Consider the following 11,954-nt stretch of genomic DNA (forward strand, 5'->3'; position numbering starts at 1 on the left):
GGCTGGTTTTCCACCGAGCGCGGCCGGGTGACAAACCCGGCAACTTTCGGCACTGTCGTGGTGTCTGAACACCCCGCAGTCTCCCCCTTGGCAAGGCGCCTTCGAGCACGTCAATGAAATTCAAAGCCCCCGCATTCCTGATGGCCCTGGCGCTGGTCGCGCCGCTGGCGCTGGCGGCCAAGGCCGACTCGCCTGCATTGCCCGCGGCGGCCACCGCCGATCAGGTGACCACCTCCAAGCTGGTGTACGGCCTGCTGTCCGACAGCCGCTATGCCTATCGCCCGCGCGCGCTGGACGAGGCCACCTCCAAGGACGTGTTCAAGCGCTACCTGGAGACGCTGGACGGCGGCAAGCAGTACTTCACCCAGGCCGACGTGGCGCGCTTCGCGCCGTTCGAAGCCAATATCTCTTCGGCCATCCGTGGCGGCGAGCTGGAGCCGGCGTTCCAGGTGTTCGCCGTCTACAAGCAGCGCGTGGGCGAGCGCGTGGCCTACGCGCGCAGGCTGCTCAAGCAGGAGCCGGACTTCACCACCGACGAGCGTTTCGAATACGACCGCAAGAAGGTGCCGTGGGCGGCCAGCAGCGCCGAGCTGGATGAGCTGTGGCGCAAGTCGGTCAAGAACGACTGGCTGCGCCTGAAGCTGGCCGGCAAGAAGCCGGACGATATCCGCAAGACGCTGGACAAGCGCTATGCCACGCTGGAGAAGTCGGTCAATGAGCTGAAGGGCGAAGACGTCTTCCAGTTCTTCATGAACTCGTACACCAGCGCGGTTGATCCGCACACTGATTACTTCACCCCGCGCACCGCCGAGAACTTCAACCAGGCGATGTCGCTGTCGCTGGAAGGCATCGGCGCGCAGCTGCAGCGCCAGGACGACGTGGTGGTGATCCGCGAGATCATCGCCGGTGGCCCGGCAGCGGTCGACGGCACGCTGAAGCCGGGTGACCGCATCGTCGGGGTCGGCCAGGGCAAATCCGGCCTGGTCGAGGACGTGATCGGCTGGCGCATCGATGATGTCGTGGCCAAGATCCGCGGTGCGAAGGACACCCAGGTCAAGCTGGAATTCATTCCGGCCGCGGAAGGTGCTGACGGAAAGCACCACACCCTGGTGCTGACCCGGCAGAAGGTGCGCCTGGCCGAACAGGCCGCCAAGGGCGAGACCATGACCATTCCGGCCGCCAATGGTGAACCGGCACGGAAGGTCGGCGTGATCAAGCTGCCGACCTTCTACCAGGACTTCGAAGGCCGCCGCCGCAATGCCGCCGACTACGCCTCGGCCACCCGCGACGTGGCCAAGCTGCTGGCCGGTTTCAAGAACGACAAACTGGACGGCGTGGTGCTGGACCTGCGCAACAACGGCGGTGGTTCGCTGGATGAAGCCATCGAACTGACCGGCCTGTTCATCGAGCAGGGCCCGGTGGTGCAGGTGCGTGAGTCCGGTGGCCGCGTCACCGTCAACAGCGACCGCAACCAGGGTGTGGCGTGGGATGGCCCGCTGGCGGTGCTGATCAACCGCGGTTCGGCCTCGGCCTCGGAAATTTTCGCCGGTGCCATCCAGGACTACGGCCGTGGCCTGGTGATCGGTGAGACCAGCTTCGGCAAGGGCACCGTGCAGAACATCGTCGATCTCGATCGTTGGCCGAGCGGCGAGACCCAGCGCTTCGGCCAGGTCAAGCTGACCATCGCCCAGTTCTTCCGCATCAGCGGCAGCAGCACCCAGCACAAGGGCGTGGTGCCGGACCTGGCCTTCCCGGCCAGCGTCGATGCCACCGAGTTCGGCGAAAGCACCTACGACAACGCATTGCCCTGGACCCGCATCGCCGCCGTGCCGCACACCCAGTACGGCAACTTCGCACCGCTGCTGCCGAAGCTGGAAACCCGTCACGACGCACGCATCGCCACCGACAAGGAATTCCAGTGGTGGAACGAGGACGTGCAGCAGTTCCGCACCGAAGCGGCAAAGAAGTACATCTCGTTGAACGAAGCGACCCGCCGCGCCGAACGCGAGCGCCAGGATGCCCAGCGCAAGGAACGCCAGGTGCAGCGCAAGGAACTGGGCCTGGCCCTGGACCCGCTGGCCGATGACAGCAGCGACGACGGCCTGACCGGCAACGAGCGCGACATCGTCAAGGATGCCGCGCGCGAGAAGGCGGCCGAGAAGCGTCCGGACCCGCTGCTGCGCGAGTCGGCCTCGATCCTGGCCGATGCGGTGAACCTGCTGGCCAACGACCGCCCGCTGTCGGCGCAGGTGCTGCCGCAGTCCACCGGCGCAGGTCGTTGGGCCGACTGATCCGCCAAGCGCGCGTATACCCGAGGGGCCGGCATTGCCGGCCCCTCTGCTTTTCCGTGCATGAACCGGGAACAACGCGGGCTGCCATGTCGACCTGCCACACACGGCCGCAGGACTACGCTTTGCGGTACCGTCCTCGCAGGAGTACCCATGCGGGCCTCCCGTCTTACCAGCGCTGCCGTGGCCCTCAGCAGCGCCCTGATCCTGTCGGCCTGTGGTGGCCGTGCCGCCGACAGCACCCTGCTGCGTGAATCCTTTGATTCCGGCGACACCTTCTCGCGCACCGTCGATGGCCGTCCCGGTGATGCCTGCGAAGCGGCGCGGCGGACCCTGCTCAGCCAGGGCTATGCCATTGCCCGCTCGGACGAGGCACAGGTGGAGGGCAACAAGAATTTCCAGCTCCGCGACGACGATCACGAGCAGCTGGTACTGCGCATCTCCTGCGCGCCGCGTGGCAGCCAGACGCTGGTGTTCGTCAGCGCGGTGCAGGACCGCTACGCACTGAAGAAGAGCCCGACGTCGGCCAGCGTGGGCGTGGGTGCCTTGGGCTCGGTGTCGCTGCCGTTCGGCAGCAATGATGATTCGCTGGTGAAAGTGGCCAGCAGTACGGTCACCGATGCCGAGTTCTATCGTCGTTTCTTCCAGCGCCTGCAGCAGTATCTGCCTGCGGACGCAGCCACGCCCGCGCCGCCTGCTTCGCCCGTACCTGCGACTCCGGAACCTGCACCGGCCAGCACGGACCAGGGGTGAGCGTGCGCGGCAGGTTGATCGGCATGGCCCTGCTGCTGGTGCCCGTGCTGGGGACGGCGGCCACGCCCGTGGATTGCACGCAGGGCTTGCTGCAGCGGCTGGGCTGGCGCTTCGAAGAGGCGGCGGTGGCCACGCCGCAGGTGCACGGCGGTGCCGTGTGCACGCGCGCCACGTTGGCCGAGGCGCAGGCGGCGGGCGATCTACGCGTGCAGTGGCCGGCCGCAATGCCCGCTGCAGCCCGACAGGCACAACTGCGGCAACTGCTGGACGACCCGGCCACGGTCTGCGCCTATGCGTTCGAACTGGGCGCCGCCACGCAACGTGCGGCGACCGCATTGCAGGACAATCCCACGTTCCGTTTTTCCGGTCCGCAGCTGGGCTGGATCGGCTTCGGCCTGCGGGGCGCACCCTCGCAAGGGTGGCAGCGCACACGCAGTTTCGGCCGCGGTTACGTGCCCAGCGGTGGCAACAGCCGTGCACTGCAGGCGTTCTACAGCGGCAGCGTGCGTGCCGAATGTGGCGTCGGTCGCCAGGTCGCGCAGCTGGCAACGCAACGCGAGCTGTACGGTGATGCTGCGTTCGATACCGAGTTCAAACCCGCAGAACTGTCGATTGGTACGTTCCTGGCGCTGCATGACACCGACAGCATTCTGCTGGGTGCAAGCGCAGGTGATTTCTTCGCCGACGGCAAGGCGGAGCGCACATCGATGTTGGGGCGGCAGGCGTTCGTCGGCGTGCCCGGTTTCATCGAACATGTGTACGACAAGGGCACGCTGGACGATCTGAGCAACCAGGCCGAGAACTTCGTGGTGGTCGAGGTGGGCGAGGGCGCTGCTCAGGCGCTGGCCCTGCACGGCGGGCTGGCCTGGTACGACCAGCGCAATGTCGAGTTGTGGAAGCTCGCGCAGGACATCCCGCGCATCGGCCAGCGCTACTTCGAGCGCCTGCTGTTCGAGCGCGACCCGGACCTGCGCGCACGGCTGGAACCGCGCTACCACGACACGCTGGCACGCATGGACCAGCTGCTGGACGATCCGTTCTACCAGCAGTTCGTGATCTATGTGCACCCGCGCGGTATACGTCCCATCGGCTACCACGTCGCCCGCCTGCTTGATCGCAACCCACGAACGCCGTTTTCGATCGACCTGGCGGTGCACAATCTGCATACCACGCTCTACCGGCGTTGGCGCGAGGCGCAGCTGCGCCACTGCGCGGCCACCGGCAGGCCAGGCAGCCTGACCCTAGACCCCAACTGAAGGTGAAACAATGGATATTGCAATGATCGGCCTCGGCCGCATGGGTGCCAACATGGCCCAGCGCCTGCATCGCGGCGGCCACCGCGTGGTCGGCTACGACCCGGGCGAAGGCGCGCGTCAGCGTGCGGCTGAGGCCGGCCTGGAGGTGGTTGATTCGCTGGCCGCTGCCGTCGCTGCGCTGCCAGTGCCGCGCGTGGTGTGGCTGATGGTGCCGGCCGGCGAAACCGTCGACCAGACCCTGGGCCAGCTGACCCCGCACCTGGCCGAGGGTGACATCGTCATCGACGGTGGCAATTCCAACTACCAGGACTCGATCCGCCGCGCCAAGGCGTTGGCCGAAGACGATCTGGGCTACGTCGACTGCGGCACCAGCGGTGGCGTGTGGGGCCTGCAGGAAGGCTACAGCCTGATGGTCGGCGGCGACGCCCCGGTGGTGGAGCAGATCGCCCCGTTGCTGCGCACGCTCGCCCCGGCCGAAGATCGCGGCTGGGCCCGCGTGGGTCCGTCCGGCGCCGGCCACTTCACCAAGATGGTTCACAACGGCATCGAGTACGGAATGATGCAGGCCTACGCCGAAGGCTTCGCGCTGATGGAGCGCAAGCAGGAGATGGAACTGGACCTGGCCCAGGTGGCCGAGGTGTGGCGCCACGGCAGCGTGGTGCGTTCGTGGCTGCTGGACCTGAGCACCGAAGCGCTCAAGCGCAATCCGTCGCTGGACGGCATCGCCCCGTACGTCGAGGATTCCGGTGAAGGCCGCTGGACCGTGGCCGAAGCGATCGCACTGGATGTGCCGGCACCGGTGATCACGCTGTCGCTGTTGGAACGCCTGCGCTCACGCGAATCCAATTCGTTCACCGACCGCCTGCTGTCGGCGATGCGCAACGAATTCGGCGGCCACGCCATCAAGAAGTCGTAAGAAACACCGGGGTCGGATCCCTTTCCGCAGGAAAGGGCTCTGACCCCATCAGGAAAGCTGTCTCCGATCGCCTCCACGCATGGCGTGGATCTACTGGTCACCCCAACGCGATGCGCCGCCCGTCGCGCGCACTGTCCATCCCCGCCTGCAGCAACCGCATCAGCTGCAGCGCCTGCGCCGCACTGACCGTCGCTTCGCCATCGCCGTGCATCGCCGCCGCGAACTGTGCATACAGCCGCCGGTAATCGCCAGGCAGGTTGTCGACGGTGCTGCGCTGCACGTTGTCCTCGGCATCGCAGCGCAGCAGCTCGCCATGCCGCGGATCGATGCCCCAGCCCGGCGCACCCGGTGCAACACCGCGGCGCAGCTGCGCCTCCTGCACATCCAGGCCGTGCTTGATCCAGCTGCCCGTGCTGCCATGCACACTGAAGTGCGGTGTGGGTGCCGCCACCAGCGAACCGGCATGCACGATCGCGCGATGCCGTGGGTAGTGCAGCACCGCGTGGAAGTAATCGATGCCGCTGCCGCCTTCGCGCTGCACCGCCAGATCGGCGTCGATGGCCTCGGGCCAGCCGAACAGCACCAGCATCTGGTCCAGCAGGTGCGGGCCCAGGTCGTACCACACGCCGCTTCCCGGGCCATCCTGTTCGCGCCAGCGCTCGCGCACCTGCGGCCGGTAGCGATCGAAATGCGCATGGCACTCGGCCACGTCACCAAGCGCACCCTCCGCCAACAGCGCCTGCAGGGTGAGGAAGTCGGCATCGAAGCGCCGGTTCTGGAACACGGTCGCGATGCGCCCGGCATCGTTCGCCGCGGCCAGTATTGCTTCGGCTTCGGTGACGTCGAGCGCGAACGGCTTGTCGACCAGCACATGCTTGCCCGCCGCCAGCGCGGCGATCGCCAACGGCGCATGCTGGTCGTTGGGCGTGGCGATCACCACCGCATCCACTGCCGGATCGTCGAAGACCTGCTGTGCAGTGGCCCGCACGTGCACGTTGCTGAACGTGCGCAGGAGCGTGTCGCGCTGCGAACTGACGACGCTGTGCAGCACCAGCCCGGGCGTGTGCTGGATCAGCGGCGCATGGAAGACCCGGCCGGCGAGGCCGTAGCCGATCAGGGCCAGTTGCAGGTCGGGGCGCATCGCACAGCTCCGGCAGAGGGAAAGGGCAGGGTAAACGACCGGCGATCAGCGTCCAAAACTGAACCGTTGCCGTTGGAAACGCTTCGATTCACAGCGGCATGACTGCAACGCCACGCCTGCTCCACGGCGGCGTGTCCAGACTGGCAGCACATCCCGAAGGAGTACGACACGATGAGCAATACCACCCGCACGCTGATTGCTTCTGCCCTGACCCTGGGCCTGGCGCTGTCCTCCTCGGCCGCCTTCGCCAAGGACCCGGCCGCGAAGAGCCCGCCGACCAGCACCCATCCGGCAACCCATGCCGATCGCCATGACTCCAACGAGCCAGTGACCGATACCTGGATCACCACCAAGGTGAAGGCCGACCTGCTGGCCAGCAGCAACGTTCCGGGCACTGAAATCAAGGTGGAAACCGTGAACGGCGTGGTCAGCCTCAGCGGCGCCGTGGCGACCCAGGCCGAGAAGGACAAGGCGGTCACCACTGCCAAGGGCATCAAGGGCGTGACCCGCGTCGATGCCGCAGCACTCAAGGTCAGCGCCGCTGCCAAGCGCTGAACCCGGTGGGCGCCCCAGCTGGGGCGCCCAGCGGTTTCTTTGGAGCCGGGCCCTGCTCGGCTCCACCAAGAAGGGGACGCCCCCTACCCGTTCAGCCAGCCGCGCCCTGAATCCCAGAGTTGTGACCGCCTGCGCTATATTGCCGGTTCCGCCGCAGCCGGGCTGGTCCCGGCAGGTGCTCCGCGGCCGTGCTGACGAGGAACTATGGCGCTGGTTTTCAGTGACGACATCTGGGACCGCTGGCGGTTGCCGGCCTTGGCGCTGGCGGCCGTCGCGATCATCGTGGTGCCATGGTTGACCCTGCGCAAACTGCAGCAGGACAGCGAACAGGCGATGGCCTGGGTCAACCATACCCAGGCCGTAGGCAATGCCCTGCAGCAGTTGCAGGCGGACGTGCGTGACGTCGAATCGGCCGCGTTGACCCTGTCCAAGGGCGTGGATGCGCCCGGCCTGCGCGAGCGCATGGCGCGCGCCAACGAGATTCCGGGGCGCCTGGCCGAGCTGGGCCGGATGACCCGCGACAATCCCGACCAGCTGATCCGCATCGGTCGTATCGAATCGATGCTGGAGGGCCGCATGGCGCTGGCCCGCGAGCTGGCCAGGTCCGAACCCAACAGCGATCAGCGCGGGCTGGTGCAGGATCTGAGCACGCGCTATCCCATCCGCGGCCTGGTCGAGGAATTGCAGGCCAGCGAGCAGGAACTGCTGGCACTGCGTGCGGAACAGGCGGCGCGCCAGCGCCGGCAGACCGAGTTTGTGTCCTGGAGCTCGCTGGTGGTGCAGCTGGCCCTGCTGGGCCTGGTGCTGTGGCTGCTGCATCGGCAGATCGGCCGTCGCCTGCATGCCGAGCGGCAATCGCTGCGTTCGGCTGCGCGTGCGGCATCGGTGCTGCAGACCGTGCGCGAGCCCATTGTTCTGCTTGATCGTGAACTGCGCGTGCAGCTGCACAATCCGGCGTTTGCCGAGCTGTACGGTCTGGAGGACGAGCGTGCCGACGGCCTGCTGCTGGAAACCGTCGGAGACGGCGCCTGGCAGGACCCCGTGATGCGCCAGCGTCTGTCCGACGTGCTGCTGCGCGGCCGCGAACTGTGGGACTTCGAGCACGAGCAGCGCGCCGCCGACGGCATGGTGCGCTACATGCTGCTCAACGCACGGCGCATGCCGCTGCCGGATACCGATGACGAAGTGGTATTGATGACCGTCAGCGATGTAACGGTGCAGCGTGCCGTGCAGCTGCGCGTGGAAGAGCTGAACCGGCAGCTGGAAGGCAAGGTCGAGCAGGTGTCCGAGGTCAACCGCGAACTGGAGGCTTTCAGCTATTCGGTCTCGCACGACCTGCGTGCGCCGCTGCGACATGTTGCCGGTTTCTCGGACAAGCTGTCGCGCCATCTGGGTGAGCAGGCCGATGACAAGAGCCGCCACTACCTGGAGGTGATCTCCAGCTCGGCACGGCGCATGGCGGCGCTGATCGACGACCTGCTGGTCTACTCGCGGCTGGGCCGCGTGGCGATGCGCCAGCAGGCGGTGGACATGCAGTCGCTGGTGGCCGATACCCGTGCCATGCTCGATTCCAACCTGCAGGCCGAGGCCGAAAACAGCGGCCACGCGCACCAGGTCGAGTGGAGCATTGCGCCGCTGCCGATCGTGGTGGGCGACGAGAACATGATCCGCCAGGTCTGGCTGAACCTGCTCGGCAACGCGGTGAAGTATTCAGGCAACCGCGAGCCTGCAAGGATCCGCGTGGACTGCCAGCAGCAGCCCGATGGCGGCCATCAGTTCACGGTCAGCGACAATGGTGCAGGCTTTGACATGGCCTATGCTGGCAAGCTGTTCGGCGTGTTCCAGCGCCTGCACAAGGCCAGTGACTACCCTGGAACCGGCATCGGCCTGGCCAGCGTGCGCCGCGTGCTGACCCGCCATGGTGGCCGGATCTGGGCCGAGGCCGAACCGGACGTCGGCGCTACCTTCCACTTCTACCTGCCTCCCGCGATTGACGCGGACAAACAAGGTCCTTCTGCATGACGACTCTGCGCACCATTCTTCTCGCCGAAGACAGCCCGGCCGACGCCGAGATGGCGATCGACGCCCTGGAGGAGGCGCGTCTGGCCAACCCCATCGTGCACGTCGAGGATGGCGTGGAAGTGATGGACTACCTGCTGCGTCGCGGTGCGTTCGCCAACCGCGAGGAAGGCCTGCCGGCCGTGCTGCTGCTGGACATCAAGATGCCGCGCATGGATGGCCTGGAAGTACTGCGGCAGATCCGCGAGCACGAAGAACTCAAGCGCCTGCCGGTGGTGATCCTGTCGTCCTCGCGCGAAGAAAGCGACCTGGCCCGCAGCTGGGACATGGGCGTGAACGCCTACGTGGTCAAGCCGGTGGATGTGGACCAGTTCTTCGGCGCCGTGCAGACGCTGGGCAAGTTCTGGGCGTTGATCAACCAGGCACCGGAACTCGAGTGAGCCCATGCCCCTGACCGGTCCCGCCCTGGGGGCGCTGCGCATCCTGCTGGTGGAGGATTCACCGGAAGATGCCGAGCTGATGTCCGAACAGATGCTCGATGCGGGGCTGGACGCCCGCTTCGAGCGGGTCGAGAGCGAGGCCGAACTGCGCCAGGCGCTGGCCGCGTTCCAGCCGGACATCGTGCTGTCCGACCTGAGCATGCCGGGCTTCTCCGGTGACGATGCGCTGCGCATCGTGCGCGAGACCTCGCCGGAAGTGCCCTTCATCTTCGTCTCCGGCACCATGGGTGAAGAGAACGCGGTAGCAGCGCTGCAGAAGGGCGCCAACGACTACATCATCAAGCACCAGCCGGCGCGCCTGCCGTCGGCGGTGGCGCGTTCGATCCGCGATGCGCGCAGTGCGGTCGAACGCGCACGCGTGGAAACCGAGCTGATGCGCGCGCAGCGGCTGGAAAGCCTGTCGCTGCTTGCCGCTGGCCTCAGCCACGACCTGCGCAACATCCTGCAGCCGCTGCTGATCATGCCGGACCTGCTGAAGGCGCGCACCGAAGATCCGCAGCTGCACCACCTGGCCGATGTCATCGCCGAGTGCGGCCGGCGCGGCCATGAGATGGCCGAGTCGATGCTGTCGTTCGTGCGCGGCTCGCGCAAGCCAAGCGAACGCATCGAGATCGACGGCCTGTTCGATGCGGTGGCGCTGCTGTTGCGCAGCAACGTACCCGACGCCGTACGGCTGGAACTGCAGGTGCAGGACGAAGGCCTGGTGGTCGACGCCAACTACACCGAGCTGCAGCAGGTCATGTTGAACCTGGCGTTGAACGCGATCCAGGCCATGCCCAATGGCGGCCGCCTGAGCCTGATTGCCAGCCATGCCGGCCAGCGCGATGGCGTGGACTGGATGCACATCCGGGTGGCCGACGAAGGCATCGGCATGGATGCGGACACGTTGTCGCACCTGTTCAACCCGTTCTTCACCACCAAGGCCGACGGTACCGGCCTGGGGCTGATGTCCTGCAAGCGCATCGTCGAAGGCGCCGGCGGCAGCATCCATGTCAGCAGCCAGCCAGGGCAGGGCACCTGTTTCGAACTGCGCCTGCCGATGCATGAGGCCAGCGACGGCAGCGAGCCGATCGAGCAGCTGGTGGCGCTGGGCAGCGGCCAGTCGATCCTGGTGGTCGATGGCGAGGCGACGCGCCTTTCGCTGCTCGGCAATGCGCTGTCCAGCCAAGGCTACCAGCTGCAGCTGGCCTCCGACGGCCCGGCCGCGCTGCGCTGGATGCAGCAGGAGGCGATGCCGGCACTACCGTTCGGTGGTTTCCCACGGGAACCGCGGCAGGCTGTCCACCGCCTGTTCCAGCCGCCGCGACCAGTTCTGGTGGATGTCGGCATACAGCGCGGAGTCCGCGCCCAGCCGCAGCTGCTGGCCGATGCGCAGCTCGCCATCGCGCAGCAGTGCCAGGTCGATCGGCAGGCCCACCGACAGGTTGGAGCGGATGGTCGAATCGAGCGAGACGATCGCCGTGCGCGCCGCGTCTTCCAGCCGGGTGGCCGGGCTGAGGATGCGGTCGAGGATCGGCTTGCCGTATTTGGATTCGCCGATCTGCAGGTAGGGCGTCTCCGGCGAGGCGGCAATGGCATTGCCCAGCGGATAGATCATGTACAGCCCCGGCCGCTCGCCAGCGATCTGGCCGCCGAAGATCAGCGTGGCCTGGGTGTTGACCCCGTCATGGCCGTGCTCGCTGTGGGCGCTGTGCACCTGGCTGTCGACCAGCAGTTGGCCGACGTACTCGGCCGCCTCGAACAGATGGGCCGTGTCGCGCAGGTTGGGCGTGCGCCGTTCAGCGGCATCGCGCCCCAGGCGTGACACCAGCAGCTGGGTGGTGGCCAGGTTGCCCGCTGCCATCAGCACGTAGGCTGCCTGGCCGGGATACTCGAACACGTGCAGCTTGCGATGCACGCGCACATCGTCCAGCGAGGCATTGGTCCGGGTATCGGCGGCGAAGACCAGGCCCTCGTCGACCTCGATTCCAACGCAATAGGTCATGTCGGTGCCCTATCATGTGCGTCCCGGATTGTAGGCAGGCCGCCGTGACGACGGCATGTCCACGCCCCCCCAAGTGCCGTCACCTGAACCGCATGACCACCGTGCTCCTGAGCCTGGGCAGCAACGTCCAGCCCCGCCGCTACCTCCACGCCGCGGTGACGGCCCTGCGCGAGCGCTTTGGCGCGCTGCAGGTGTCGCCCGCCTACCGTACCGCCGCGGTTGGCTTCGATGGCCCGGCCTTCCTCAACAACGCAGTGGCGATCGAGACCGACCTGCCGCTGCAGGAGCTGGATGACTGGCTGCATGCGCTGGAAGACGCGCACGGCCGTGATCGCAGCGGGCCGCGCTTTTCCGACCGGACCCTGGACATCGACGTGGTGTTCTACGGCGACCTGGTGGTGGAAGGCCCCGGCCACCTGCGCATCCCGCGCCCGGAACTGAAGCATGCCTTCGTGCTGAAGCCGCTGGCCGACATCGCGCCGGATTTCATCGATCCGGTCAGCGGGCAGGATCTGGCCACGCTGTGGCGCGCGCACCCGCAG

10 protein-coding genes and 1 pseudogene are annotated in these 11,954 nt (G+C 67.1%); 9 read left to right on the forward strand and 2 right to left on the reverse strand.

The window, feature by feature from the left end; translation table 11 throughout:
* Positions 1-113 precede the first annotated feature (113 nt).
* The 4 genes from N7590_RS20540 to gnd all read left to right on the forward strand — a co-directional run bounded on the left by N7590_RS20540 (position 114) and on the right by gnd (position 5,213).
* Positions 114-2,291 carry a carboxy terminal-processing peptidase gene (locus tag N7590_RS20540; protein ID WP_053450822.1) on the forward strand — a complete coding sequence of 726 codons (2,178 nt, stop codon included), beginning with the start codon at positions 114-116 and terminating at the stop codon, positions 2,289-2,291.
* Positions 2,292-2,441: 150 nt separating this feature from the next.
* Positions 2,442-3,041 (forward strand): DUF2242 domain-containing protein, encoded by a 600-nt coding sequence (locus N7590_RS20545; RefSeq protein ID WP_164241906.1) that lies wholly within the window; start codon positions 2,442-2,444, stop codon positions 3,039-3,041.
* A gap of 23 nt (positions 3,042-3,064) precedes the next feature.
* Complete coding sequence (locus N7590_RS20550; RefSeq protein WP_204275124.1) at positions 3,065-4,297, forward strand: hypothetical protein; 1,233 nt, start codon at positions 3,065-3,067, stop codon at positions 4,295-4,297.
* Between the two features lie 10 nt (positions 4,298-4,307).
* Entirely contained in the window at positions 4,308-5,213 is a 906-nt protein-coding gene (gene gnd, locus N7590_RS20555) for a phosphogluconate dehydrogenase (NAD(+)-dependent, decarboxylating) (protein ID WP_053450821.1), read from the forward strand.
* Between the two features lie 97 nt (positions 5,214-5,310).
* Here gnd and N7590_RS20560 read toward each other — a convergent pair whose 3' ends face one another.
* Positions 5,311-6,354, reverse strand: coding sequence for an oxidoreductase (locus N7590_RS20560; protein WP_053510681.1), 1,044 nt, complete (start codon positions 6,352-6,354; stop codon positions 5,311-5,313).
* Between the two features lie 171 nt (positions 6,355-6,525).
* Here N7590_RS20560 and N7590_RS20565 point away from each other — a divergent pair, with 171 nt between their 5' ends.
* The 4 genes and pseudogenes from N7590_RS20565 to N7590_RS20580 all read left to right on the forward strand — a co-directional run.
* Positions 6,526-6,909, forward strand: a complete 384-nt coding sequence (locus N7590_RS20565) for a BON domain-containing protein (protein ID WP_006470382.1) — start codon at positions 6,526-6,528, stop codon at positions 6,907-6,909.
* Positions 6,910-7,113: 204 nt separating this feature from the next.
* Positions 7,114-8,931, forward strand: a complete 1,818-nt coding sequence (locus tag N7590_RS20570; protein WP_053510679.1) for an ATP-binding protein — start codon at positions 7,114-7,116, stop codon at positions 8,929-8,931.
* Complete coding sequence (locus N7590_RS20575; RefSeq protein WP_005411057.1) at positions 8,928-9,368, forward strand: response regulator; 441 nt, start codon at positions 8,928-8,930, stop codon at positions 9,366-9,368. The genes N7590_RS20570 and N7590_RS20575 overlap by 4 nt, the downstream gene beginning before the upstream one ends.
* Positions 9,369-9,372: 4 nt before the next feature.
* Positions 9,373-10,764 (forward strand): annotated as a pseudogene (locus tag N7590_RS20580) (ATP-binding protein); the annotation flags it as partial.
* Here N7590_RS20580 and N7590_RS20585 read toward each other — a convergent pair.
* Positions 10,669-11,412: a 20S proteasome subunit A/B gene (locus N7590_RS20585; protein ID WP_053510676.1), complete on the reverse strand. Its 744-nt coding sequence runs from the start codon at positions 11,410-11,412 to the stop codon at positions 10,669-10,671. The pseudogene N7590_RS20580 and the gene N7590_RS20585 sit on opposite strands and share 96 nt — an antisense overlap.
* A gap of 92 nt (positions 11,413-11,504) precedes the next feature.
* On the opposite strand from N7590_RS20585, the gene folK reads away from it, so the two are divergent.
* Positions 11,505-11,954, forward strand: a 450-nt coding sequence (gene folK, locus N7590_RS20590; protein ID WP_279935847.1) for a 2-amino-4-hydroxy-6-hydroxymethyldihydropteridine diphosphokinase, incomplete at its 3' end; no start/stop codon positions are given.

The organism is Stenotrophomonas sp. GD04024, assembly GCF_029837545.1.
GTDB lineage: Bacteria > Pseudomonadota > Gammaproteobacteria > Xanthomonadales > Xanthomonadaceae > Stenotrophomonas > Stenotrophomonas forensis.

Coding starts and splice junctions, on each gene's coding strand:
- N7590_RS20540 (WP_053450822.1), top strand. CDS start 114: ATGAAATTCAAAGCCCCCGCATTCCTGATGGCCCTGGCGCTGGTCGCG.
- N7590_RS20545 (WP_164241906.1), top strand. CDS start 2,442: ATGCGGGCCTCCCGTCTTACCAGCGCTGCCGTGGCCCTCAGCAGCGCC.
- N7590_RS20550 (WP_204275124.1), top strand. CDS start 3,065: ATGGCCCTGCTGCTGGTGCCCGTGCTGGGGACGGCGGCCACGCCCGTG.
- gnd (WP_053450821.1), top strand. CDS start 4,308: ATGGATATTGCAATGATCGGCCTCGGCCGCATGGGTGCCAACATGGCC.
- N7590_RS20560 (WP_053510681.1), bottom strand. CDS start 6,354: ATGCGCCCCGACCTGCAACTGGCCCTGATCGGCTACGGCCTCGCCGGC.
- N7590_RS20565 (WP_006470382.1), top strand. CDS start 6,526: ATGAGCAATACCACCCGCACGCTGATTGCTTCTGCCCTGACCCTGGGC.
- N7590_RS20570 (WP_053510679.1), top strand. CDS start 7,114: ATGGCGCTGGTTTTCAGTGACGACATCTGGGACCGCTGGCGGTTGCCG.
- N7590_RS20575 (WP_005411057.1), top strand. CDS start 8,928: ATGACGACTCTGCGCACCATTCTTCTCGCCGAAGACAGCCCGGCCGAC.
- N7590_RS20585 (WP_053510676.1), bottom strand. CDS start 11,412: ATGACCTATTGCGTTGGAATCGAGGTCGACGAGGGCCTGGTCTTCGCC.